This window comes from Stenotrophomonas sp. A3_2 (genome assembly GCF_036624925.1).
GTDB classification, from domain to species: Bacteria; Pseudomonadota; Gammaproteobacteria; order Xanthomonadales; family Xanthomonadaceae; genus Stenotrophomonas; species Stenotrophomonas hibiscicola.
This window is the reverse complement of record NZ_JAZKVY010000238.1, coordinates 20,975-43,552: the sequence shown is the minus strand read 5'-3', so window position 1 is coordinate 43,552 and position 22,578 is coordinate 20,975. Positions and strand designations below refer to the sequence as shown.

At 63.6% G+C, this 22,578-nt stretch carries 18 protein-coding genes; 10 read left to right on the top strand and 8 right to left on the bottom strand.

The genetic code is table 11. The features are described from left to right. Positions 1-2 precede the first annotated feature (2 nt). The 7 genes from R5H29_RS08770 to mobF all read left to right on the top strand — a co-directional run bounded on the left by R5H29_RS08770 (position 3) and on the right by mobF (position 7,680). Positions 3-527 (top strand): hypothetical protein, encoded by a 525-nt coding sequence (locus R5H29_RS08770; RefSeq protein WP_061478969.1) that lies wholly within the window; start codon positions 3-5, stop codon positions 525-527. Between the two features lie 137 nt (positions 528-664). Beyond that, positions 665-868, top strand: a complete 204-nt coding sequence (locus R5H29_RS08765) for a hypothetical protein (RefSeq protein ID WP_012480686.1) — start codon at positions 665-667, stop codon at positions 866-868. 227 nt (positions 869-1,095) lie between these two features. Beyond that, entirely contained in the window at positions 1,096-1,323 is a 228-nt protein-coding gene (locus tag R5H29_RS08760; RefSeq protein ID WP_099475959.1) for a hypothetical protein, read from the top strand. A 416-nt stretch (positions 1,324-1,739) separates the two neighbouring features. Continuing rightward, on the top strand, positions 1,740-2,186 hold the full coding sequence (locus R5H29_RS08755) for an ankyrin repeat domain-containing protein (protein ID WP_230548553.1): 447 nt from the start codon (positions 1,740-1,742) through the stop codon (positions 2,184-2,186). Further along, on the top strand, positions 2,164-4,038 hold the full coding sequence (locus R5H29_RS08750; protein ID WP_061478913.1) for a helicase HerA-like domain-containing protein: 1,875 nt from the start codon (positions 2,164-2,166) through the stop codon (positions 4,036-4,038). Before R5H29_RS08755 ends, R5H29_RS08750 begins: the two co-directional genes overlap by 23 nt. A gap of 21 nt (positions 4,039-4,059) precedes the next feature. Beyond that, positions 4,060-4,782 (top strand): HIRAN domain-containing protein, encoded by a 723-nt coding sequence (locus R5H29_RS08745; RefSeq protein WP_012480682.1) that lies wholly within the window; start codon positions 4,060-4,062, stop codon positions 4,780-4,782. Positions 4,783-4,845: 63 nt separating this feature from the next. After that, positions 4,846-7,680 (top strand): MobF family relaxase, encoded by a 2,835-nt coding sequence (gene mobF, locus R5H29_RS08740; RefSeq protein WP_061478912.1) that lies wholly within the window; start codon positions 4,846-4,848, stop codon positions 7,678-7,680. Here mobF and R5H29_RS08735 read toward each other — a convergent pair. Further along, positions 7,670-8,125, bottom strand: coding sequence for a GIY-YIG nuclease family protein (locus tag R5H29_RS08735; RefSeq protein ID WP_012480680.1), 456 nt, complete (start codon positions 8,123-8,125; stop codon positions 7,670-7,672). The two genes, mobF and R5H29_RS08735, sit on opposite strands and share 11 nt — an antisense overlap. 397 nt (positions 8,126-8,522) lie before the next feature. On the opposite strand from R5H29_RS08735, the gene R5H29_RS08730 reads away from it, so the two are divergent. Further along, complete coding sequence (locus tag R5H29_RS08730) at positions 8,523-9,047, top strand: hypothetical protein (RefSeq protein WP_049420549.1); 525 nt, start codon at positions 8,523-8,525, stop codon at positions 9,045-9,047. 589 nt (positions 9,048-9,636) lie between these two features. Here R5H29_RS08730 and R5H29_RS08725 read toward each other — a convergent pair. After that, positions 9,637-11,397, bottom strand: a complete 1,761-nt coding sequence (locus tag R5H29_RS08725) for an adhesin (RefSeq protein WP_061478911.1) — start codon at positions 11,395-11,397, stop codon at positions 9,637-9,639. Between the two features lie 256 nt (positions 11,398-11,653). On the opposite strand from R5H29_RS08725, the gene R5H29_RS08720 reads away from it, so the two are divergent. Further along, a complete protein-coding gene (locus R5H29_RS08720; RefSeq protein WP_061478910.1) occupies positions 11,654-12,448 on the top strand; it encodes a M15 family metallopeptidase in 795 nt (264 codons plus the stop codon). Positions 12,449-12,748: 300 nt separating this feature from the next. On the opposite strand, the gene R5H29_RS08715 is transcribed toward R5H29_RS08720, so the two are convergent. Beyond that, the gene (locus R5H29_RS08715; protein WP_332329078.1) at positions 12,749-15,502 is read right to left on the bottom strand and encodes a UvrD-helicase domain-containing protein; all 2,754 of its coding nucleotides are present in this window, start codon (positions 15,500-15,502) and stop codon (positions 12,749-12,751) included. Between the two features lie 150 nt (positions 15,503-15,652). After that, positions 15,653-16,642 carry an MDR family oxidoreductase gene (locus R5H29_RS08710; protein WP_155029780.1) on the bottom strand — a complete coding sequence of 330 codons (990 nt, stop codon included), beginning with the start codon at positions 16,640-16,642 and terminating at the stop codon, positions 15,653-15,655. 101 nt (positions 16,643-16,743) lie between these two features. Between R5H29_RS08710 and R5H29_RS08705 the strand changes: the two genes are divergently transcribed. Further along, positions 16,744-17,097 carry a helix-turn-helix domain-containing protein gene (locus R5H29_RS08705; RefSeq protein ID WP_019660307.1) on the top strand — a complete coding sequence of 118 codons (354 nt, stop codon included), beginning with the start codon at positions 16,744-16,746 and terminating at the stop codon, positions 17,095-17,097. A gap of 133 nt (positions 17,098-17,230) precedes the next feature. On the opposite strand, the gene R5H29_RS08700 is transcribed toward R5H29_RS08705, so the two are convergent. From R5H29_RS08700 to R5H29_RS08685, 4 genes are all read right to left on the bottom strand, one after another. Continuing rightward, a complete protein-coding gene (locus R5H29_RS08700; protein ID WP_227844467.1) occupies positions 17,231-17,701 on the bottom strand; it encodes a hypothetical protein in 471 nt (156 codons plus the stop codon). Next, a complete protein-coding gene (locus R5H29_RS08695; protein WP_019660305.1) occupies positions 17,698-18,264 on the bottom strand; it encodes a hypothetical protein in 567 nt (188 codons plus the stop codon). The genes R5H29_RS08700 and R5H29_RS08695 overlap by 4 nt, the downstream gene beginning before the upstream one ends. A gap of 200 nt (positions 18,265-18,464) precedes the next feature. Continuing rightward, positions 18,465-20,606 (bottom strand): TonB-dependent siderophore receptor, encoded by a 2,142-nt coding sequence (locus R5H29_RS08690; RefSeq protein WP_155029779.1) that lies wholly within the window; start codon positions 20,604-20,606, stop codon positions 18,465-18,467. 238 nt (positions 20,607-20,844) lie between these two features. Then, the gene (locus R5H29_RS08685) at positions 20,845-22,548 is read right to left on the bottom strand and encodes a PAS domain-containing sensor histidine kinase (protein WP_134735815.1); all 1,704 of its coding nucleotides are present in this window, start codon (positions 22,546-22,548) and stop codon (positions 20,845-20,847) included. Positions 22,549-22,578: the final 30 nt, after the last annotated feature.

The following is a 22,578-nucleotide window of genomic DNA, read 5'->3' as shown; positions in this document are numbered from 1 at the left end:
ACATGAGCAACACCCTCTCCCAACCCATCGAAGAAATGACCGAGCTGCGAGCACTCCAGGCGCAGCGCAACGAGCGGCTTCTGGGCGATCGCCCACCGCCCCAGAAGGACAGCGCGGCGCGGGCAGACTTCGAGCAGAACGTGGCCCAAGACCAAGCCGCCATCGAGCAACGCCGACAGCGTGTTCTGGATTGGGCAGAGAAGGCCTCGCCCGATCAGATCGCTGCGCTCCAGGCAAAGATCCAGGAGGCCGACAAAGCCGTTCGTGATGCAAAGCCGGACGACAAGCGCGAGCAGGTGGTTCATGCGACCGTTGCGCAGTGGCGGCAGCAACGCGGGGCCCAGCGGGAGGAGAGTCCTCCCATGTTGACCCGTGAGCAGCGGATGGAGAACGGACCTGGGCGCCTGGGATACGCCGATTACGCCCGCAGTTCGTTGAAGGAGGCGGCTTTCATGAAGGACTACGCTGCAAATTACGATTGGGAGAAGCACCAAAAGCAGGCCCAGCCGAACGTCTTCCGACAGTAATCTTTACCGATGTTCAGATCTGCCCGGTTCTTCGCAGAATCGGGCATTTTTGCGTCTTGACGTCCAGTTTTATGGTGCTTTACTGGTTAAGTAACGAGTAGGTAGACCTACTCATACAAACCCCAGGGAGAGCCACCATGTCCACGTTGTTCAATGCCCTCAAAGACTTCGCTTTCGAGAACGCGGTCCCACTGCTGACCGGCTTGTTCCTGCTGATCGCGGCCTTCGCAACGGCTGTCCTCGCCTACCCTCCGGCCGTTCCGGTTCTGCTCAAGGTAATGGCCATAGCGGCGGTGGGCTTTGTGACCATCGGGGTGGTGGTCCAGAGTTCCTTCCGGTGAGCAGGCGGCGCTGGCTCAAGCTGCGCGCGCGGTGCAGGAAGCGTTGGCGCCGGTTTGACTGGGAGGGGTTTGATCTCTGGTTCTATCCCGCGCTGATTTTCTACATGTTGGGTTGGGTCGTCTTTGGCCCGCCCGACAGCGTTTAACCCGTTAGCCCACTAATTCACCAGCGATCGAGCTGGACCTTTCCGATGAGGCACATCGGCTTACCACTGCAGGAGGACCCGATGAATATCAACAACACCAACTTCCACCGTTTTCCCGACGTTGCTCCCGAGCATTTGAGTTCTTTCGCCTTGGTCGGCGGGTATGTGGATTCCCAGGTTCTGGCTGGAAGGAGCTTGGACGGTGTGCTTCAGGAACTGGACAGCAGTAGCCCAGGGCAGAAGCTCTGGCATGACACAGAGATTCTTCGGCATTTCAGTGTTGCGGTGGCTACTCGCCTCAACAGCTAACACGTTCTCTTGACGGTCGCGGATTCGGCTTTACAACAATGGAGATGGACATCCAAGAATCTCTGTTGCGCCTCTTGCGTCCCCTGGGCCTCCAACGAGCGGAGGCCTTGGCGGGCGCGCTCGCGCGCGAAGCCGGCGCGTCCAAAGGCCTTCACGATTCGCAAGTGTTGGCGCGTGCCCACGCCCTGAGCGTTGCCCCTGTCGAGGGTCGATTGGGCGATCTGGTTTGGCAGGTGCGCCAGCGGGAGCACGATGGGGCACCGCAAGTGGACCTGCGTTGGGGCTTGCATCGGCTGGGGTTGGACGCACCCTCACGGGCCTCCACCCGGGACCTGGTGCGTGCTTACGAGAGGCGCTTGGCAGACCGTAACGAACCGATGGTTTACAGCACCCTGGCAGAGAGGGTGGCTGGGTCCATGGCTGAGCACACCTCGCTCTTCCAAGGCATGGCGATGGCGGTAGAGGAGGCGCGGGCTCGGCGGTCGGACGCAAACCGGTTGCGGGAGAACGCACCGTGGCAGGGCTGGCTCGTGGGGGCGTCCCGGGCGGGCCACGAAGCAGCACTGCTGGCCTGCATCGGCATGGGCGCAGACGCCCGGCTGCCCGATGCCAGCGGCAACACACCACTGCATCATGCGGCCCGGTTTGGTCACTTCTCGCTGGTCACGCCTCTGGTCGAAGCCGGCGCCGACGTGGCGGCCCTCAACGCCCACGGGTGGGCGCCGCTCCACCTTGCCGCCCTCCACAAGCACGCCCGGGCCTGCCTCCACCTGATGGCCCACGGCGCCAATCCTGAGCAGCCAGGGTGGCGGGGGCGGACCCCAACGCGCATGCACCGACATGAGCAAACCCAAGCCCTTTGACGCGCTGGGCGACGTGCCCGGCAGCGTTGCGCCTTCCCAGCCGGTCCGATACTGGCACCGCGCCGTTCTTGCCGGTGCATTCGTTTTTGGCTTGGCCTACGTGGGGAGCATGGGCGTTGCCTGGCTCATCCCGAATCCCGATGGCTCGCTCATCCGCTTCGCCGATGCTTTGAAAGGCGGTCTGGTGACCGCCTACCACTTCCTGACCGTCGGCATCTCGGCTCGCGCCCCGGCACGGGAGTTCATCGAACTGGTGTCCTACCATCACCCAGTGGCGACGTGGTCCCGGATCGGGGTGTCGCTTCTGCTGGCGGCGGGCCTCGGTCTGCGGGTGTTCCTCAAGGCGACCGAGCCGGTGAGCAACACCTGGCACCTGTCCGGACCGCGGTTGTTGGAAGGAAAGGAGGCCGTGGACGAAGCCCGGCACCGCTCGGTAACCCCTAAAGACGCCGAGGCGGATCCCTTCGCCCTGTCCCTCCACCCCGATCTGTTGCTGTCTAAAAAGCATTGGGCGCGCCACGTCCTGATCACCGGCTCGGTGGGGTCGGGCAAGAGCGTCATCCTCAAGCACATCCTGGAACAACTGACGCGAAAGAGGGACGCAAAGCTGTTCCTTTACGACATCAAGGGTGATTTCACGTCGATTTTCAAAAGGCCCATCATCGTGTCGCCCTTCGATGCGCGCTCCCACGTGTGGGACGTCGCCGCCGACGTGCGGACCCCGACCCAAGCGGCGGCGTTCGCCGCCTCTCTCATCCCAGAGGGCGACGGGAACGCCAAATTTTGGAGCATGGCCGCCCAGGACTTGTTGATTGGGTGCGTGCGCGAGCTCCAAAACACCCGGCCTGGCGAGTGGGAATGGCCCGATCTGGCGGCCTTGGTGCGCCGCCCGGCCGCGGAGATGGCCGCAGGCATGCGCCCGCATTACCCCCGCGGTGCCGCACTGGTGCGTGACCCGGAGAGCCAAACCACGTCCAGCGTGCTGTCTTCCCTGGGGGGCTTCACCCGCCTTATCGACGATCTGGCCACCGCATGGCCCAAGGTTGGCAAGCGCCGTTTCTCGATGACCGAGTGGATACGGGACGACTACAACGGGCGCAAGCAGGTCATTGTTCAATCCGGACCGGACCCAACCCTGACGAAGGCCTACATCGCCGCCATGATCAACGTGGCCGTCCCGGATCTCATTGGGCCGGGCTTGCCGGACGACGAGGGCGGGCGTGGGCTCTACTTCGTGTTCGACGAGCTGACCAGCGCCGGGCGCTTGAACATCGATCCCTTGCTGGCGTTGGGGCGCAGCAAAGGCGTGGTGGCCATCATGGCGGTCCAGGATCACTCCCAGGTTGAGCTGGTCTACGGGGACAAGACCGCGCAGGCCCTCTCGTCCCTGGTGGGCACCCACGTGGTGTGCCAAGTGCAGATGGGAGCCACCAGGGACAAGCTGGCCAGCCAGCTCGGCAAGCGGAAAATCGCGTGGCGCGGGCACGAGAACAAGGCCCAGGTCCACGAAGAAAGCCGCGCGTTGGTTTCCAGCGGTGAGCTCACCGACCGGCTGGGTTTCCGCAAAGGCAATCGCTACGGTCCCGAGAAGTGGGGCATCGAGGCGATCGTGCAGATGGGCGGGGACGTGCTGTTGCTGACATGGCCCGGGAAGAGCCATCCAACGGTTCGCGAGGGGCAGGTGGCCGCTGCGTGGACCACCAAGCCAGCCGGACCTGAAGGGCCGTCGCCGGCAACGTCCCCTTCAAACGCTGGCGCGTCGGCCTTCCCAACCACCGCCGAAGGCATCGATGCGGTGCAGCGGGTGTTGACCATGACACCCGAGGAAGTCGACGCGCTATTCTCCCGTTGAACACCATGTAGGGAAGCAAGTATGGCAACGATCACCGTGCCGATTTGGAAGCCAGTCGCCAAATACGCTGTGAAGGCAGCCTTGACCTCGCGTTTTCGGGAGGAGCTGGACGAGGTGGCCAACAATCGAAAGGGCTCCACCAGTCGGATTTTTACTTTGGTCGTCCTGTATCCCGATAACACCAACACGGCGGACCAAAACGCGGTGGCCGTCATGACACAACAGGCGCCACCCAGGATGCTTGGGTATTTGCCACGGGAGGTGGCCGCAGAATATCGGCAGCGCATGGCTCAGGCCGGCTACGAACACATGGTGTCTGCGTGTGAGGCGGTTCTGTCCGGCGGGCTGGTGACCACGGACAAGGTTTACGACTACATCTTGGAAGTGGACCTGGACATGTCCATCGACCCGCATCCGGATCACCTCGTCACTCATCCCGAGATGGTCCGCCATACCGCTGACCCGGAGTTCAAGAAGGACACCGATGGGGCATATCGCTTCAAGTGCTGGATCCCGCACGATGCGGTGGGCCACCTCCATCCGAAACAGCGCACCAAGGGTTGGACCACGGACTCCTGGACCACGGTCAACTACTACCTTAGCAACGCGCAGAGCATCGGCTTGGGTTTCAAGGTGCTTTCGGTGCCCAAGTCCAAGCACGCGGGAGTCTTCGGCGAAGAGCCAGTAACCGCCGTCGTGGAGGAGATAAAACGCCGTTGGGTCACGCTGCGCCTGGAGAAGTAAACCCCCCTTGCGCATTGGTGGTTTTCTGGGACCTTGGTTCAATCAACGTTCCAGGAGGTCCCTGTGATCAATTGCACCCGCATCGATGCCCGCGGCCACAACAAGCGCAACGGCAACATGTTCGACTACATGCTGGCCACCGAGCGCCTATCCATCGACAGCGCCGTGGCTTACTACGCGGGCAGCGGTCCTGATCCGAGGCAGACGCTCAATTGGGGCGGCAGCCTTGCCGCCGAGCTCTGCCTGGAAGGGCAGCCGGTCACCCGCGAGGTGATGGAAAAGCTGGGGAAGGGCTTTTCACCCACCGGAAGGCCGTTGTGCAAAAACGCGGGCAAGGAGGCCCGATTGGTCATCAAGACGGATCGCTGGGGAAACGTGCGGTTGGACGACGACGGCAAGCCGATGGAGAAGTGGGAGGGCGGCCACCGGGTGGGGTTCGATCTGACCATTTCCGCCCCCGGGGACGTGAGCGTGGCGTTTGCCCTTGCGGATGAACGCGAGAAGCTGGCCATCTTGGAAGCGCACCGCCAGGCCTGCGCCGTGGCGATGCGCTACATCGAGAGCAAGGTAGAGACCCGGCGCGGAAGAGCGGGGAAAGACGTTATAGACACCCAGGGGTTGGTGTGGGCAGCCGCCGATCACACAAGCAACCGGAACGTGCAGTGCGATTTGCACACCCACCATCTTGTCTTTGGTGTTTCGAAGGGGGAGGACGGCCGTTGGGGCACGTTTGATGCCATCGAGATCTACCGCCACCGCCATGCGGCCGATCACCTCTACAAGGCCGAGCTCTACAGCGCGATGAAAGCGCTGGGCTATGGGATTCAGCGGGAGCGCGAGGTGGACGTGATAGGGCGCGAGACGGGCCAGATTCTCACCACGATTGCCGGCATCGACCGTGAGCTGGTGCTTCAGACGAAGACCCGCCGCCAGGAAATCCTGGACTACGTCAAAGAACACCCCAACGCCAGCCACGACGAGGCCTGCAAGGCCACCCGCAAAAAGAAGGAAGAACCGCCCTTCGAGCAGGTGGTCAAGGACTGGCAGCAAACCTTCGCCAACATTGCCCGAGAAAGGCCAGACCTGGTTCCCACCACCCAGTCGCTCAAGCAGACCCAAGGCCAGCACCTGGACCCGCATACCTTTGACGAGGTCTTGCAGCGCATGCACGAGAACGAGGCGATGTTCTGCGAGCATGACCTGGTCCGGGAGCTGGGGATGGAGTTCGCCGGGCAAAAGAACGCGGAGGAGATCCTCAAAATGGTGAAGGAGTTCACCGAACAGGACGACCTGGTGCGCGTTAAAGCCGAACACCTCCACAAAGACGACCGTGGCACTCGTTTGGCACGCAAGCACCGGGAGGATCGCTTCTGCGCCACCTGGATGGTCGAATGGGAAGCCGAGATCATCCGTCGTTCGAAGGAGCGGGAGAACGAGACGGACCTGAAGCTGTTCCGCTCCACCGTAGACCGGGAAATCGCCGCCTATGAGAAGCGAAAGGGGTTCACCCTTACCGAAGAGCAGAAGGCTGCCATTGGTCATTTGACCCATGGAACGGCAGGTGTCGGCGTTATGTCAGGGTTGGCCGGGACCGGCAAGACCACCGTGGCCGAGGTCTACAAGCAGTGCTTCGAAGCCGAAGGAAAGCAGTTGATGGGCTTGGCCGTGTCGGGTAAAGCCGCGGCTAAGCTGGAAGAAGAGTCCGGCATGCTCTGCATGTCGGTTGCAAAGTTCTTTTCCCAGCTCCGGCAGGGCAAGGTTGCTCTGACGAAGAATGTTGTGGTGGTGCTCGATGAAGCCGGCATGGTGGCTACCGATGACACCTTGAAGCTCATGACCTACTGCCAGGGGGTCGGTGCCAAGCTTGTCATGCAGGGAGACAGTGACCAGCTTCAGCCCATCGCTGCGGGCAACGGCTTTGAGCTGGCGAAGATTGCCTTGGGCGACACGAAGCTGACCGAAATCCGCCGGCAGAAGAACGCCGGTGACCTGATCACTGCCAACAGCTTCTACGAGCGGGACCACCAGGGGAAGGTCAAGGACATGCGCCGCGGGCACCGCAGCCGCCAAGGCACCCTCGATATGGGTGCGCAGACCCTTCGCAATCTCAAGGAGAGAAATTGCATCGACGACTTCGGCACGGAAAAGCAGGCCATCAAGGCGTTGGTGGACGACTACCTGAAAGACCCCACCCCGATGGACGAGAAGTTGGTTCTGGCCCACACGCGCTCTGAAGTCAAAGCCCTCACCACGGGCATCCGAAAGGGGCTCCAGGAGCAAGGCGTGCTGGACAAAGAGGAGTTCACCTTCCGCTCGATCGTAAAAGGGCAGTGGGAGGACCTGACGCTCTCCCGCCGCGACCGTGTGATGTTCACGGCGACCAACAACGACTTGGGCGTCATCAACGGCACCGAGGGCACGGTTGAGAGCATTCGGAAGGACAAATCCGGTGGCTACGACCTGGTGGTGCGCATCGACTCTTCGAACCCGAAAGAGGACGGGCGCATCTTGAAGTTCAACACCAGCGAGCACAACGCCTTGGCCCACCGGTATGCCATGACCGTTCACAAGGCGCAGGGGCAGGGGAAATCCGAGGTTTACCACCTGGCCACGAACATGGGCATGCTCGACCAGCAGTCGGCCTTGGTGGCGTTCACCCGCCTCACCAAGGGCAGCTACCGCATGTATACGACCGACGAGATGATGGAGCGCATGGCCGAACGGCTGGGAACCGAACGGCACAAGGAAATGGCGCTGAGCGTCGGCTTGTCCGAGACCCAGGCTGCTCCGGTGCGCAACCTGGTCCAGGACGTGGAAGAGCTGTTGGCAGGATTGAAACCGCAAACCCAGGTGCCAATCACAAACGCGGAACGGCGCGAGATGAGGCTTACCCGGTGACGCATCGGGCCAGTGTCAATACGCTGATCACCACCACTACCCACGGCCACCACCCCACGCGTTCGGAAGGCGCTTTGACCGGTGTTCCCAGCTGCCACCGCCGTTGGTGGGCCAACCCGCGCACGTGGGCCGTGGCCCGCCGGTGGGGGTTGACCACGATCCCCGGTGGCTTGGCGTAGATGCGCCATCCCTCCCGGGAGGCCTTCACCCGCCACGCCTGCTCATACGCCTCGGTTTCCGCCCGGGTGGCTGTCACCACCTCCAGCGCATGGAACCGGAAGGGACGGTGCCAGCCGCCTTTGGGGGAGCGGTGCTGCTTCTCCCGCTGCTGGGGGTTTGAGCTTTGGCCGATGTAACAGCCCCCGTCGTCGAACAGCAGGGCGTAAAGGGTGCGGGGCAGGGCGTGATACTTCTCGCTGCGTCCCAGGTTGTGGCGGTGGGTCATGGTCTCTCCGTGAGTAAAACGACCCACTCACGAATAGATCAGAATTTGAAGTTGGCAAGCCTGCTGCGAAGGACGTGAGAGGCCACACGTCGCTTGCGTGTAATCTCTTCGCAGTTCATGGCGAGCATGGGGCGGGCGAGTGACCTTTAAGTTCCCGGTTGGACCTTCCAAGGGGCGTTGCAACATATGCGGGCAGGAAACCGACCTGACCGAAAACCACGTGCCACCCAAGGCGTGGGCTCAAGGCATCGCTCTGAGGGTGTCCAGCGTCGCCGACGCAATCAGTGGAGAGAAGAAGCCGCGGTCCCACAAGATGCCCAATGGTGTTTGCTTCAGGTGCATCTGCAGGACCTGCAACGGCTCGGTGCTTTCTCGATACGACAAGGCACTTGTATCGATGAGCCGGCAGGTGACGGAGATCTTGCGTGATCGAAGCAAGGTCACCTACAACCAGAGCATCCGCATCCAGCCGCAGCTTGTGGCAAGGGGAGTTCTGGGCCACTTGTCATCGGTGGGCTTGAATCGCTACGACGAACGCCACAGCCAGCACCTGTTCGATGACCGGTCAGATCTTCTACGCCAGGTTCGGCTTCACTACTGGGTGTATCCCTACAGTGGTCGAACGGTTCTTCGCGACTTCGGGCTGGGCATCTTGGGCGGGAAAGGCAGTTCGGCGATCTATGTCCTGAAGGCCTATCCGCTGGCCTTTGCAATGGTCTGGAACAGGGACTTTCAGTTCGAGGACTGGCAGCCGCAGAGCTTTGACCCGTTCGCTGGGTTCGAGCCAGACCAAGAGGCGAACCTCCCGCTGGAGTTCGTGGGCCTGCCGGGACAGGTTTGGCCAGAGCACGTCCAGGGGAACACGTTCGCGCTCCTTCATTCCGATGGTGCGTTCGTGGCAACGGAGAAAGGACGGGGCTAGGTTTGGGCGGTTTCGGCTCTTCCGGAGCGGAGGCGCTGCGGATAGCAGCAGCGTTCCAAAGAAAAAGCCCGGGCTGGGCCCGGGCTTTTCATATCGGTCAACGGGGAGCATGGCTCACCGCGCGTTGACCTGTGTAATGTAAGGAGCGCGCTTGCTCCTACAGCAATTGTCGTGTCGTAAATCACCTTGAAGCCCACGCCAAGGGCTCTGCAAAGCGGGTGTTTCTTGAAGCGTGTTGCGAGCGTGTTGCTGTTAGTTGTTTCTTTATTCATTGAAGTGTTCCTGTAATTGTTAGTGCTGCATGTGTCATCTTCCTTTGCGTCGTGGTTGGTCAACCATTCCCTGACGGCTTCTAGGGCAATGGCAAGCATTGGCGTGAGTAGTGCTACGACAGCGGTAATCACTGCAGGCGGGATTGTCAGTCCGGCTCCTACACTGCTTAGCGGTGCAGATGCTACCAGCTTCCAATGCCTTGGTAAATCGTAAGTTATTGTATATAGATACAATTTCAATAAATTGACGCCACGAACAAGGGCCCCGAAGGGCCCTTGCCGAGACACGATCACCTCCTTTTCGCTGCTGATATTCGTTACCAACCGATGGCCCAGGCTGCGCCCACGGCCGTGTCCTGCCCGCTGCGGGAAACCCCGATCGAGAAGGCCGATGGGGATCCGCGTGGGGTGGTCACGTCGCGGGTGTAGCCGATGGAAATGGCGGCTTGGCCGCTGCAGCCACCTACGCCTACGGCCAAGCGGTTGCGGTTCTCCCCATGGATGGCCGACGTCGAGGTGGCCATCTGGGCGTTGGCTTGGGCCATGGCGCAGATACCGCTCACCCGCTTGTCGAGCTGGCGGAAACGGCGGTCCGTCAGGTTCCAGCGGTCGTCTTGCTGCCGCTGGTAATCCCACAATTGGCCACCGTTGATCGCGTCCGAGGACCCTGCGGCGATCGCCCCCGCTGCCACCCCGGTTACCCGCTGGTTGCCGGCGTTGATCCCGGATCTGGTGACCGATGGACCGCCCTGGACAGTGAAGCCGTCGCTGTTGTGGATGGCCTTGGCCACCTGGACCGAGCCCTTTTCGGACAGTCCAACGTTGTCTTTCAAGCCAACGGTTTGGGTGCCGTCCCCGTTGTCAGTGACCTCGATGTTGGCCCCGGCCACCGTGGTGCTGCTTCCTCCGTCCTTACCGTCCTTGCCTGCTGGGCCTTGCGGACCGGTGGGGCCCTGTGGACCGGGGGTGCCACCACCGCCGCCAGGGTTTTGTTCCAGCTGGTGAACGCGCCCATCGAGATCGTAGATGGCACCGGCCACGGTGGTGTAGTTGTTACCGCTGCTCAGCTGGTAGTTCGGCGCCACGATCAAGCCGTTCACCATGGAGGCGCCAGCGCCCAAGGTTTCCACGGCGGTCCGCAGTTGGCTGACGGCCACGGCGTCGTCGTCCGCTTTGCCCAAGGCAACTTGGGTCAAGCGGCGGTTGCCAAAGGCTGCAGTGTCTTCTTCATCGCACGTGGTGTTGGCGCCCACGGCCACGCATCCCCATGCGTTGGCCACGGCACGGGGCCCCAATGCCACACTTTCTGTGGCGTTGGCCGTGGCAGACGCGCCGAAGGCGGCAGAGTAGGGCGCAAACGCCTGTGCCCATGGACCCACGGCGGTGCCGGCCTCGCCGGCAACGCCAGCGCTGTAACCGTAGGCGCCGGCAAAGTCGGCGGTTGCGTTGGCACCGGGCCCCACGGCGGATGCACCTTCGCCCTCGGTCTGGGATGCGGCGCCCAACGCGAGGTTGCGATCGCCTTGAGCATTCGCCCCGGCCCCGAAAGCCGCCGCGCCGTTTCCATCGGCTCTTGCGGTTGAGCCTACAGCGGTCCCGCCATCCCCGAGCGCGCGGGCACTAGAGCCGATGGCCACACCGGTGATCCCGCTGGCCAGGCTGTGCCCGCCAATGGCCACCGCGGAATCGCCGGTGGCTTGGGCTTGGGCTCCGACGGCGACGGCGTAAACCGCAAATGCCTGTGCGCGAGAGCCAATGGCGAGCGCATTTGAGCCCTGCGCTTCGCTCGAGAACCCCAGAGCGGTTGTATGGCATCCGCGAGCGGTGGCGCGATTGCCCACCGCAGTGGCCCCCAGGCACTCACCCGGAACGCCATTTTCATCCACCATTATCCCGCCGTCGGCGAGGGCGTCCGCCCCGATGGTCGTGGCCCCAACGGTCAACGATTGGGCGCGGTCGCCTACCGCAGTGGTCTCGGGTTTGGTGGCAACGGCACCGTTGCCCACTTGAACCTGGGCTTGCGCCGTGCCAGCAACAAGGCCTGCCAGCAAAGCGCAGTGGATGAGGGAGCGTTTCATGGGGTGGCCTCCTGGGTCTGAAATGAGTGAGCGTGTGCACTCACGAATAGATCAGATCCTGGAATGCGCAAGCCCCCCCCCAACGAAACTTCCCGGCGCAACGGCAGGAGGGGCCGTTGCGCCAGGAAGCGGTGGGGCCGACTTTTCCCCACCCCTGTTCTTCTACGACAGGGAAAAAATTCCGCAAGCCCCCTTGCGCGTTTTCGATTCTCCGCTTGCATGGGTGTATCGCTCATGTGAGTAAGGAGGCCTACTCATGTTTCAACGCTTGTTGCTCGCGCTCGCACTGGCCAGCGCACCCGTCTTGGTCCACGCGCACGCGGCAGCCACCGATTCCGTTGAGGTCCACGGGAAGAAGCCTGGGTTTTTCAAACGCCTGTTCCACCGCCACAAAGACGCCCCGCAGTGGGACGGTGTCCAGCCCGAGCTTCGCTCAGCGCTGGAACGCATCGCCTTGCAGATGAAGGACGAGGGCTACGACCTGCGGCTGATGGAGGGCTACCGTTCTAAACAGCGCCAGGCCGAGCTGCTCGCCAGCCAAAAGGGCGTGACCCAGGTGGGGCCAGGCAGCAGCTGCCACAACCACGGTTGGGCCGCGGACATGGTCATCTACAAGCGCGGGCGCCCTTCTTGGGACCTGAAGGACGAGCAGGTGCGGCAGGGCTACCAACGCTTCGGTGAGCTCGCCCAGCAGGCGGGATTGAGGTGGGGCGGGGCTTGGAAGAGCTTCAAGGACATGCCCCACGTCGAGATGCGCAGCGAGTGCCTGGTAGCCATTCGTGGCGGATCTGCCCCCCGCCGATCGCTGCAAACAGTGATTGCCAAGGCCGAGTCAGTGTCTGACGCACCGAAAGCACCCCGTTGGGCCTGGAGCGTCGATTCCGAGCTGGCGCCGGACTGGGCGTGCGAATCCGTGCTTTGCAGTGTGTCGTGGGCGACGGTGAGCCGGCCATGGAGCTATGGCGTAAGGCCGCCGTTGAAAGGACTCCGTCCAGAACCGTTTGCTGAGGCGTCCTGTCCCATGGCCCCAATTGCCCTGAGGCACACATGAGGAAGCGGTCCACCGGATTGCTTCCCTTTTCGGCGGAGAGTGGGGGCGAACGGGTCATCTGCCCTGATCGCGCCGGTTTGGAGAAGATCGAGATTGGCGATCCCAAGGGCGGCAAAAACGGCTGGATCCGTTGCACCGCAAGGGGTATGCTCATCGCGGGCACATTCAAGGGCACCTCCCAGATTCGTGAAACCCAAGCCGTCCAAGGGGTGAGGGCACTTCTCAAGGAAGTCCCACTCTCTCCGCCAGGATTCCACAAGGCCCCTGGCGACAGGGGCCTTCTTGTTTTCTCAAGCTTCTCTACCCGCGACGCCCATCCTTCGGCTTGTTGTGGCACAACGGATAGCTGGAGCACGACCGGAAGGCCCCATGCGGCCCATTGCGGTCCACGAACACGCCCACCTTGCACGCTGGGCAGCGCTCTTCCGAAATGGCCGCACCTGAAATCGCGGTCACTTCCACTGCTCCGTCCTTCACCAGCTCATCCAGGAATGGCGAGTGCTTGCCCTGCAGGGTGAACATCGCAACCGACCGCCGCGCACGCGTGAGCGCGACATAGAACAACCGTCGTTCTTCGCTCAATGGGTAGGTATCGCCGTCCGGCATCGCCAGCGAAAGCACCGGGTCATCCGCACGCAGGCTCGGGAAGCTGCGGTTGATCATGCCCGGCAGGATCACGTAGTCCGCCTCGCGCCCCTTCGATCGATGTGCGGTCAGGAACTCGACGTCCATCGTGCTGCCAAAGGCCGTCTTCCAATCCGAAGGCATCGCACCGCGATCCGCGCGATACCGCCCCAGAACAAAGACCGTCACGCGTCCATTGCGGCCCTGCGCCACCGCGCCTGACAACAGTTGCTGGTGCAGCTTCGAAAGGTACTGGCGAACGCCATCCTGCACCTCCTCACGCCGGTTCATCTGGAACGCCTGCAGCACCGGGCCGACTGCCGGCGCAGCAGAGCGGACCTTCTTGGCCATCTGCGCGGGGTTGCGGCTGATGAAGCGGCTGGAAACATCACACAGTGCCTGCGGGCAGCGGAACGTCTGCTCCAGTTTCAGCACCTGGCCATGCCCCATCCACTCGCGGAATCCGGTCATCACCGAAACGTCGGCGCCAGCGAAGCGATTGATCGACTGCCAGTCATCGCCCACCGCAAACAGATGGCGGCCCGGTTGGCTGACCAGCGCACGGCAGAGGCGCGCACGGGCGCGCGAAGCGTCCTGGAACTCATCAGCCATCACCAGCTCGTAAGGCGATTCGTAGCGGCCCTGTTCCAGCAGCCCGGCCGCCATGTTGAGCATGTCTTCAAAATCGATGCCGTGCTCGTCAGCCAGTGCGTTGTCCCAGGCCTGGAAAACAGGGCTGGCGATCTCCAGGAAGCGTCGATGCCGTTCCTTGAACTGATCTTCGGGCATCTGCCGCAGGCGCGCTGCCATATCGTCCAGCGTCAGGCAGTTGCTCTTGGCGTGCGCAATGAAGGTCCGCATCAAGCCGATCAGGTCGGCATCGGGCATCGGCCTGGCACCCTGGTCAGGCAGCTCGCGATCCGGGTTCGGGTCGAGTTCGACACCAGACGCACCCAGCCGCTCGGCCAGATCCTGCAGGGCCTGTCCACTGCGCAGGCCGAACGACGTCGTTTCGACCACTGCGGTGCCGCGTGCCGCATGCTGCGGCCGCTTCCAGTGCATCCCTTCGTTGTAGTTGGGAAAGTGCTTCGGCGGCTGGCCATCGGCATCCAGCGCAAAGTGCTCGTGACAGAGCCGGGCGTCCGGATAGTAGAAGTCCGGGCGATACTGGCGATGGGTATCCGTCGCGGTATCGAACTCGTAGCGCCGCTCGTAGTCATACGCCACGCCGTTGTAGAACAGCCAGTTGGCGATCACGCACTCTTCCAGGCTCTTTACCCGCTCGCCCTGCAGTGTGCGGATGTAGGGCGTGCCATCGCGGTCGTAGCCATCGGCCTCCATTTCCGCGCCGAATGGCGGCAGGTCGCGCCCGAACACCAGGCGGAACATGTCCCACTGGGTGCGGAAGTGGGTCGAGCGATCCTTCAGGTCGTCCACCAGGTCGGCCAGCTTGTTGAAGCCCAGCGCCGCGTCGACCGCCCATTCCGGGATATCCGGCTTGCGCCCCGTGGCCTTGGCGATGATGGACAGGCCCAGGGCGTGAAAGGTCCGGGCCTCCACTACGGTGTCGCCCATGCCGAGCCGGCTGAAGCATCGCTGTGCGCGCTCCTGCAGCTCCTGGGCGGCATCCTTGTTGAAGGCGAGCATCACGATCCGTTCGGGTTCGACAAAGCCGCGATCAATGGCATACGCGGCCTTGGCGACCATCGTGGAGGTCTTCCCGGAGCCGGCCGCGGCCACGACCTGCACGCGGTTGTCGAAGCAGATGACGGCGCGAGCCTGCTCCTCGGTCAGCGGCCTGCTCTCGACCCGGTCCAGGATGGGCTTGGCCAGACCCAGTTCGCGGGTCGCCATTGCCTCATTGGCGTCCGCCCACACGGCGGGCCAATCCAGCTGCCAGTCGTGCAGTGCGTCCAGCGCCATGCGGTGGCCGGGCGCGTGCAGGTCGTCGTGCACCTCCTCGTCGAGGAACAGCTGCTCGAGCTCGGCTGGCGGGAGGGGCAGGGTGGGGCGGTCGGCCAGCAGCGCCTGCTGCTGTTCGTGCGTGATCCAGCGGCGGCCGGTGGTGCCTCGGTCGGTAAGCGCATCTGCCTCGGCCAGCCACGCCTGGATCTGCGCCAGAACGCGCTCAAACAGTGCCTTGCGCCCCCGCCTGGAGCGCGCGAAAAGCACGTGCTGCACGGCAGCCGCAAGCCGGGAGCCCTGGCTGTTGGGCAGCCCATCCACGGACAGTGCCTCACCGCGCTCGGTCGTCAGTTCGACCCGGGACCAGAGTACGCCGCGAACGACCCGCACGCTGTGTTCGTTCGCTACATGCTGGCGGTACTGCCTGCCGTCGATCAAAAGCGCGACCTGTTCGCCATCCAGCCGCAACTGCCAGTCCGGCGAGCGGGTCACACGCTGGCCCCAGCCCGAGGGGCGCCATTCCATAGACATCCAGATACTGCCTTGCGTACGTCACCGGGCGTAAAGCGCCCTTGCCGACCCATGATAAGGCGGCTTGGCATGGCACGCTGCGTTTCCGGTCACTCGCACACGCGCGCCAGCGATGGCATTGCACCCTCGCCAGCGCGACAGGCGTCAGGCGTTCACATCCACGACGATGCGGCCGCGCACCTTGCCGGGGATGATCTGCTCATAGACATCCAGCACCTCTGCCAGGCCGATCTGCTGCACGGTGCTTTCCAGCTTCCGCGGATCCAGGTCGGTCGCGAGCCGATCCCAGGCGCGCTGGCGAACCTCTTGTGGCGCATTCACCGAATCGATGCCAGCAAGGGTCACATTGCGCAGGATGAAGGGCAGCACCGAGCCGTGCAGCGCATCGCTCTGGGCCAGGCCACAGGCGGCCACGGCACCGCGGTACTTCGTTTCGGCGATGGCATTGACCAGCGTCGTGCCGCCGGCCACATCCACCACGCCGGCCCAGCGCTCGGCACTCACCGGCCGCTCGCGCGGCTCCGAAAGCTGCGCACGATCGATGATCTCGGCCGCACCCAGGTTGTGCAGATAGTCGGCGTGCTCCGGTCGCCCGGTGGCGGCCACCACGCGGTAGCCCAGCTTCGAGAGGATCGCCACCGCGATCGAGCCGACGCCGCCGTTGGCGCCGGTGACCAGCACATCGCCCTGTGCAGGCGCCACCCCGGCATGTTCCAGGGCCAGCACGCACAGCATCGCGGTGTAGCCAGCGGTGCCGATGGCCATGGCGTCGCGGGCTGTCAGGTTGTCGGGAATCCGGTTGAGCCACTCGCCCCGCACGCGCGCGCGCTGGGCCAGGCCGCCGTGGTGGCCCATGCTCAGGTCCCAGCCATTGAGCACGACGCGATCGCCTGGCTTGAAGTTGGCCCTGCTGGATTCCAGCACTACGCCTGCCAGATCGATGCCGGGAATGAGCGGAAACGTCCGGATGATCGGACTCTTGCCGGTGAGGGCAAGCGCATCCTTGTAGTTGAGCGTGGAGTACTCGACCTGTACCAGGACGTCGCCGTCCATCAGGTCGGCCTCGTCGAAATCGACCAGCTCGGTCGAGAGCTGGTTGTTCGTCTTGCGGGTCAGCAGTGCTTTGAACGTCATGGATGGCCTCACATTCATGGGATGGGGCCATGCTAGGCTCGCGCCTCTATCGCAACAAGAACGACGATTTTCCGTAGGTACTATGGTTTTCCGGAGTATGCATGCGTAGCAAACGGTGGGACGGCAAGAGTGGTTGCGCGGTGGAAGTCACGCTGTCGGTCATCGGTGGCGTGTGGAAGCCGATCATTCTGTTTCACCTGATGACCGGCAAGCGGCGTTTCATGGAGCTGACCCGGCGGGTGCCCAATGCCACCCAGTCCATGCTCACCAGTCAGCTGCGTGAACTGGAAGCAGATGGCGTTGTGATCCGCCACGTATACCCGGAAGTGCCGCCGAAGGTGGAATACGAGCTGTCCGAGTTCGGCCGCACGCTGGTGCCGGTGCTGCTGGCCATGCGCGAGTGGGGAGAAACCTATCGCGGCCATGGAAGTACGGAAGGCGATTGCCAGGGTTGAAGACACTTCCGGTTCCACTGCGGCGGCGCATTCCGGCCGGATGCGCTCGCGCTTACACGCAATACGGATGGGTTGAATGACACCACCCGTAGCGGCTGGAGCGATGCCCCTGGCAGGAGGGGCACCACGGGTACTACGGAGCAGCTTTCGGTTGACGCGGATCGGCAATGATCCGCGAGGGGGATCCATACAGCACCAACACCTGCGTGCCGGTGCTGAACACCGGGTCCGGGCCCTGCACAACGGTCATCAGATTGCCGTTCTCCGTCTGCACCACGTACTCCAGGCCCTTGGCCTGGGAGAGTGCGCGTTCAGAGGCCGCACCGGCAATCGCGCCTGCCACCAGGCCGCCAATGGCGCCGATGGCCGCTGCCTGGTCGCTGCCGCCGATGGTGGAGCCGGCCACCCCGCCAGCCGCAGCGCCGGCAACGGCTCCGCCTCCCTGCGAACCGTCGATACTGACCGCGCGAACGCTGATGACCGTACCGCCCACCGTGCGGTTGACCTGTCCCACCGAGCCGATGGAGTAACTGTCGGTGCGCACGTTGGGTGCGCAGGCCGTCAGCATTGCCGCCACCGAAGCGGTCAGCAACGGGCGTCTCACGGCGCTTCCTGCTTGTTGGGGAACATCGGCTTGGTGATGTCCACGGTCTCCAGCGCCTGCAGGAACTGGGCGATGTTGTTCTGCGCCGAGCGGCTGATGGATTCGCGAGCGCGAATGACACCGGCAAATGCATAGTTGAACGGCACCTCGCCGGAAGCGCTGACGTCCTGGGTGTAGACGATGCTGCCGGTGGCACGATCGATCAGCTCATAACGGGCGATCGTCTTTGTGGTCATCGATGCCCCGAAACTGGGAATGTCAATGGCCAGGATCTTCACCGACAGGCTCAGCTTCACCGGTGCATCGTCGCGGAACACCGCCATTTTGTTCAGTGCTTCGGTCAGCGCGTTCTGCCACATCTGCGGCACTTCGTGCTGGGCCTGCGCCGGGATCTTGCCTTTGGCCTCGTCCGGGCGTGCCAGTGTGACCGTCAGCGACTTCAGCTCACCGTCGATCTTCTTGCTGCTGACCCCGACGTTCGGCACCGAGAAATTGAGCGGCGGATTGGTGGTGCAGCCCACCAGCGACACAGCGAGGATCGCTGCGAACAGAAACTTCTTCATCCATTTTCCCCTGTGGTTACGCTGAAACATCCATGGTGTGTCTCGTGCTCGTCCGCAACGTCCGTGCTGCACCGCGTGCTTTGCCGCCGGCGACCTGCTGGTGTGGCTGAACGCGCGAAAGCATACCTGAATCGGGGGCGCATGCGCGGCCCGCCCCGCGGCTCGCCTGAATTCCTAAAAGGGGGGACCGGAGCAATGGCTCAGAAGCGGTAGGCCGCCTGCACATACACCCGTCGCGGCTCGCCCGGGAAATGCCCGTTGCGCTCGATGAAGCCGCTGGCCGCGTACACCTTGTCGAACAGGTTCTTGACGTTGGCCTGGAACTGCCACTGCTTCCACGTGGTCTTCCAGCTCATGTCGAACGCCGTGTAAGCCTTGACCGTCTGCCCATCCAGGCTGACACGCTGGCCCACATGGTCGGCGCCGAAGCCAATGGCCGAATTGATCGACGGCAGGTCGTAGCGCGTCCACAGGCCGAGCTTGTTGCGTGGCGCATTCGCGAAGCGGTCTCCGGAGGCATTGGTGATGCCGTTCGGGCCGGCATCCTTCACCCGTGCGTCGTTGTAGGCGTAGGTCAGGTTCACCACCCAGCGCTCGGTCACGTCGGCCAGCAGGTCCAGTTCCATGCCCGTGCTGCGTACCAGGCCCAGCGCGGCCAGCTGGTTCACACCGTCCCGCACTTCGCCGGTGGCCTGCACGATCTTGCTGCGGTCGATGCGGTAGGCCGCCATGTTCAGGGTCACACGGTCGGCCAGCAGGGATTTCAGGCCGATTTCCCATTGCCTGCTGCGCTCAGCGTCGAAGGGCCCACCGGCTGCCGGATTCTGGTTGGCGGCACTCTGCGGCACGAAGCCGCTGGCGATGTTGGCATACAGGTTCACGCCGTCCCGGACGGTAAAGGTACTGCCCAGCCGCCAGCTGAGGTCGTTGCCATCCACGCTGCCACCAGTGATGCGATCGTCGTCCTGGAAACCATCCCAACGCAGTCCGGCCAGCACATGCCAGCGCGTGCCCAGTGCCAGCTCATCCTGCAGATAGCCACCGTAACGCTTGCTGCGGGTGGCGGTGCTGCGCCAGGGCAGGGCGACCAGGTTGTAGTCGTGCCAGGTGCTGGCGCCATAGACCGGGTTGAACAGATCGATGCCGCGCACCGGACCGGCGCCGCGTGCCAGGTCGGCACTGTTGGCGGTCTGCGCGGTGAAGTCGGCGTCGAGCTGGTAGACGTCGGCGCCGAACAGCACCTTGTGTTCGATACGGCCGGTGTTGATCCGCCATACGGCATTGCCGCTGGCGGTGAACGCCTCGTTGTCGCGGATCTGGTTGCGCAGCTGGCGCGTCATCCACTCGGCCACGCCATCGCGGTCACGGTCGATCAGCCCCATCGGTTCGTGGTACATCTGGTGCTCGTTGTTGCTGAACCAGCGCGCAGCAATATCCACGTCCAGCGTATCGAGCGGTGCGAAGCGATACTGCGCCAGCGCCACCCTGGCGCGCATGTCGAGGAAATCACTGGCCTCGTTGTGGTTCCATCGCCGGTCGGTCAGGAAGGTGCCGGCATCGTTCACTGGGACGCCCCGGAGCCGGTTGCCGCCCAGGTTCTGGGTGATGTCGGTGAACTGCAGCACCAGCTCGCCGGTCTGGCCAACGTCGAAGGCCAGTGATGCATCGCCGATCACGCTTTCGCTGTCGGCGTTCCAGCGCACGCCCTGCTCGGTGTCGGCATAAAGGCCGGCGCGATAGCGGATGCTCCCGCTGGCATTCAGCGGGCCGGTGCCTTCTATCGATCCGGCGCGGAAGTCCTTGTCGCCTGCCTGCAGTTCGATGCGGCGTTCGGCGGTGGCCTTGGGCTTGCGCGTCACGTAGTTGATGACACCGCCCGCATCACCACCGCCGTACAGCGCACCGGCCGGGCCCTTCAGCACTTCCACGCGTTCGATGTTGAACAGTTGCGGCACCGAGAAGCCTGCATAGGGATCGCCGCGCAGGCCGTCGTAGAGCACGTTTTCCTGGCGGAACCCGCGCAGGGTGACGCCGGCATAGCTGAAGAAGCTGATGCCGCTGATGCTGCGATACAGGTCGGTGACCTGACGCGCGGCCTGGTCGTCGATCAGCTCGCGCGGCACGACCTGGATCGACTGAGGGACCAGTTCCAGAGGCGTGTCAGTGCGAGTGCCGACAGCGGCATCGTTGGCGCGGTACAGCGTCTGCGCGCGGCCGCGGACTTCGACCTTGTCCAGATCCTTCGGGGCGTCGGCTGGGGTTTGGGAGGCCAATGCAGGCGTCGCCAGGGAAAGGGACAGCGCCGCGCAGAGCGCGTTCTTCAGAAGGGCGGGAAGGGGCATGAGGGAGTCAGGATGGGCTGCAAATGAGAAAGATTAGCATTTGCAAAGGTTCGTGGCCCATCCCCCCTGGTGCGCTGTGGAGACGCAGGCTCGGGTGGGTGTACGGTGTGCCCGGCAAAGCCACCCGCACACCGGTGCGGCCCCGCACGTGCCATCAGCGGTGCGAGGTCGGCGACAAAGCGTCCGCGCTGGAGTCCACACTGGAACGCGGATTCGGTTCGCTTCAGCAACGCGCCCGCTAGGGCGATGCCACCACGGCCTGCGCGCGGCGCGCGGCCTCGGTCATTACCGAGGCCAGCTGCTTCAACGAGTAAGGCTTGCGCAGCAGGGTAAAGCCGTGGCCCGGATCCCGGGCAAGCAACTCGCTGTAGCCGCTGGTGAGGATGATGGGGAGCTCTGGCAGGCGGTCGCGGATGGTGCGGGCCAGATCCAGGCCGTTCATGCCCGGCATCACGACGTCGCTGAACACCACGTGGAAGCGCGAGGCATCCCGTTCCAGCTCCGCCAAGGCCTCGTCTGCATTGCGCGCAAGCATCACGCTGTAATCGAGCTCGCGCAGGGCGCCAACCGCAAATTCGGCCACGTCGACGTTGTCTTCCACCACTAGCACGCAGACGCCGTGGCCATGCTGCAGCCCCGATTGCGCCGCCGGCCGTTCCGTCGTTTCTCCTGCCTGCGCCAGCGGCAGGTACAGCGTAAAGCGGCTACCGGCGCCCGCCTGGCTCTGCACGTCCACCTCGCCTTCGGACTGCTTGACGAAACCGAACACCTGGCTGAGACCGAGCCCGGTCCCGGCACCGACGCTCTTGGTGGTGAAGAAGGGTTCGAAGATGCGGTCGACCACTGCAGGGTCGATGCCTGCGCCGGTATCGGTGACACTGATGGCAGCAAAGTCGCCCTTCATCGGGGCGGCGAAGCGCACCGAAGGCACCGCAGTGACCTGCTCCACTTCGATGGTCACCCTGCCGTGCCCGTCGATCGCATCGCGGGCGTTGACCGCGATGTTGATCAATGCGGTGTCGAGTTGGGTCCGGTCCAGCAGCACCGGCAACGGCGTACTGGGCAACGACAACGATACCTGGATGCGCGCGCCCAGAACCGTGGTGATGATATCCGAGAGCGCGCGCACGCTTTCGCACAGATCGAAGACCTCCGGCGACAGGCTCTGGCGGCGCGAAAATGCAAGGAGTTGCGCGGTCAGCTTGGTGGCGCGGTCCGATGCTGCTGCAATGGCCTGGATGTAGCGGCGTCGGTTGTCATCTGCCGGCCACGTGTGCAGGAGCATGTCCACCGAACCGGTGATGACCTGCAACAGGTTGTTGAAGTCGTGCGCCACGCCGCCGGTAAGCTGGCCGATCGCCTCCAGCTTCTGCGACTGGCGCAGCTGCTCGCGGGCGCGTACCAGTTCCAGGTGGGCTTCCCGCGCCTGCTCGGTGATCGCCGCGACCTGCCGGCTGTGCAGGTCGCGCTCGATCACCCGTTCGGTCTGCTCGCTCACCACGCACAGGATGCCGGCCACACTGCCGCAGCCGACGCGCAGCGGTGAATAGGAGAACGTCCAGAACGTTTCGCGCATCGAGCCGTCGCGATCCATCATCAATGGCAGGTTCTTGAAGCTGCGGCTGGTGCCGGCAAAGGCATCGTTGACCGCCTGCGCAACGTCCGGCCACACATCGGCCCAGACATCCTCCAGGCGGTTGCCCATCGCGCCGTGCAGCTTTCCTCCCAGCAAGGGCAGGTAGGCATCATTGAAGAAGAAGGCCTTGTCTTCCTTGCCCCAGGCGAGCCAGAGGGGTTCGGGCGAATCAAGGATCATCGCCAGCAACATGCGGAGCTCGGCCGGTGCGCTCGCGGCAGTGGCCGAACGCGCCCAGTCACTGTCCTGCAGCAGTCGGTAGGCAAGCTGCTCAGGCGCCGAGACGGGCAGGGGAAAGGGATGCATGGCCGCCATTGGCGCAGGAAGGTGGCGCAG

Excerpts from the sequence above, each read along its gene's own strand:
- R5H29_RS08770 (WP_061478969.1), top strand. The coding sequence starts at position 3 with ATGAGCAACACCCTCTCCCAACCCATCGAAGAAATGACCGAGCTGCGA.
- R5H29_RS08765 (WP_012480686.1), top strand. The coding sequence starts at position 665 with ATGTCCACGTTGTTCAATGCCCTCAAAGACTTCGCTTTCGAGAACGCG.
- R5H29_RS08760 (WP_099475959.1), top strand. The coding sequence starts at position 1,096 with ATGAATATCAACAACACCAACTTCCACCGTTTTCCCGACGTTGCTCCC.
- R5H29_RS08755 (WP_230548553.1), top strand. The coding sequence starts at position 1,740 with ATGGCTGAGCACACCTCGCTCTTCCAAGGCATGGCGATGGCGGTAGAG.
- R5H29_RS08750 (WP_061478913.1), top strand. The coding sequence starts at position 2,164 with ATGAGCAAACCCAAGCCCTTTGACGCGCTGGGCGACGTGCCCGGCAGC.
- R5H29_RS08745 (WP_012480682.1), top strand. The coding sequence starts at position 4,060 with ATGGCAACGATCACCGTGCCGATTTGGAAGCCAGTCGCCAAATACGCT.
- R5H29_RS08735 (WP_012480680.1), bottom strand. The coding sequence starts at position 8,125 with ATGACCCACCGCCACAACCTGGGACGCAGCGAGAAGTATCACGCCCTG.
- R5H29_RS08730 (WP_049420549.1), top strand. The coding sequence starts at position 8,523 with ATGAGCCGGCAGGTGACGGAGATCTTGCGTGATCGAAGCAAGGTCACC.
- R5H29_RS08725 (WP_061478911.1), bottom strand. The coding sequence starts at position 11,397 with ATGAAACGCTCCCTCATCCACTGCGCTTTGCTGGCAGGCCTTGTTGCT.
- R5H29_RS08720 (WP_061478910.1), top strand. The coding sequence starts at position 11,654 with ATGTTTCAACGCTTGTTGCTCGCGCTCGCACTGGCCAGCGCACCCGTC.
- R5H29_RS08715 (WP_332329078.1), bottom strand. The coding sequence starts at position 15,502 with ATGGAATGGCGCCCCTCGGGCTGGGGCCAGCGTGTGACCCGCTCGCCG.
- R5H29_RS08710 (WP_155029780.1), bottom strand. The coding sequence starts at position 16,642 with ATGACGTTCAAAGCACTGCTGACCCGCAAGACGAACAACCAGCTCTCG.
- R5H29_RS08705 (WP_019660307.1), top strand. The coding sequence starts at position 16,744 with ATGCGTAGCAAACGGTGGGACGGCAAGAGTGGTTGCGCGGTGGAAGTC.
- R5H29_RS08695 (WP_019660305.1), bottom strand. The coding sequence starts at position 18,264 with ATGAAGAAGTTTCTGTTCGCAGCGATCCTCGCTGTGTCGCTGGTGGGC.
- R5H29_RS08690 (WP_155029779.1), bottom strand. The coding sequence starts at position 20,606 with ATGCCCCTTCCCGCCCTTCTGAAGAACGCGCTCTGCGCGGCGCTGTCC.
- R5H29_RS08685 (WP_134735815.1), bottom strand. The coding sequence starts at position 22,548 with ATGCATCCCTTTCCCCTGCCCGTCTCGGCGCCTGAGCAGCTTGCCTAC.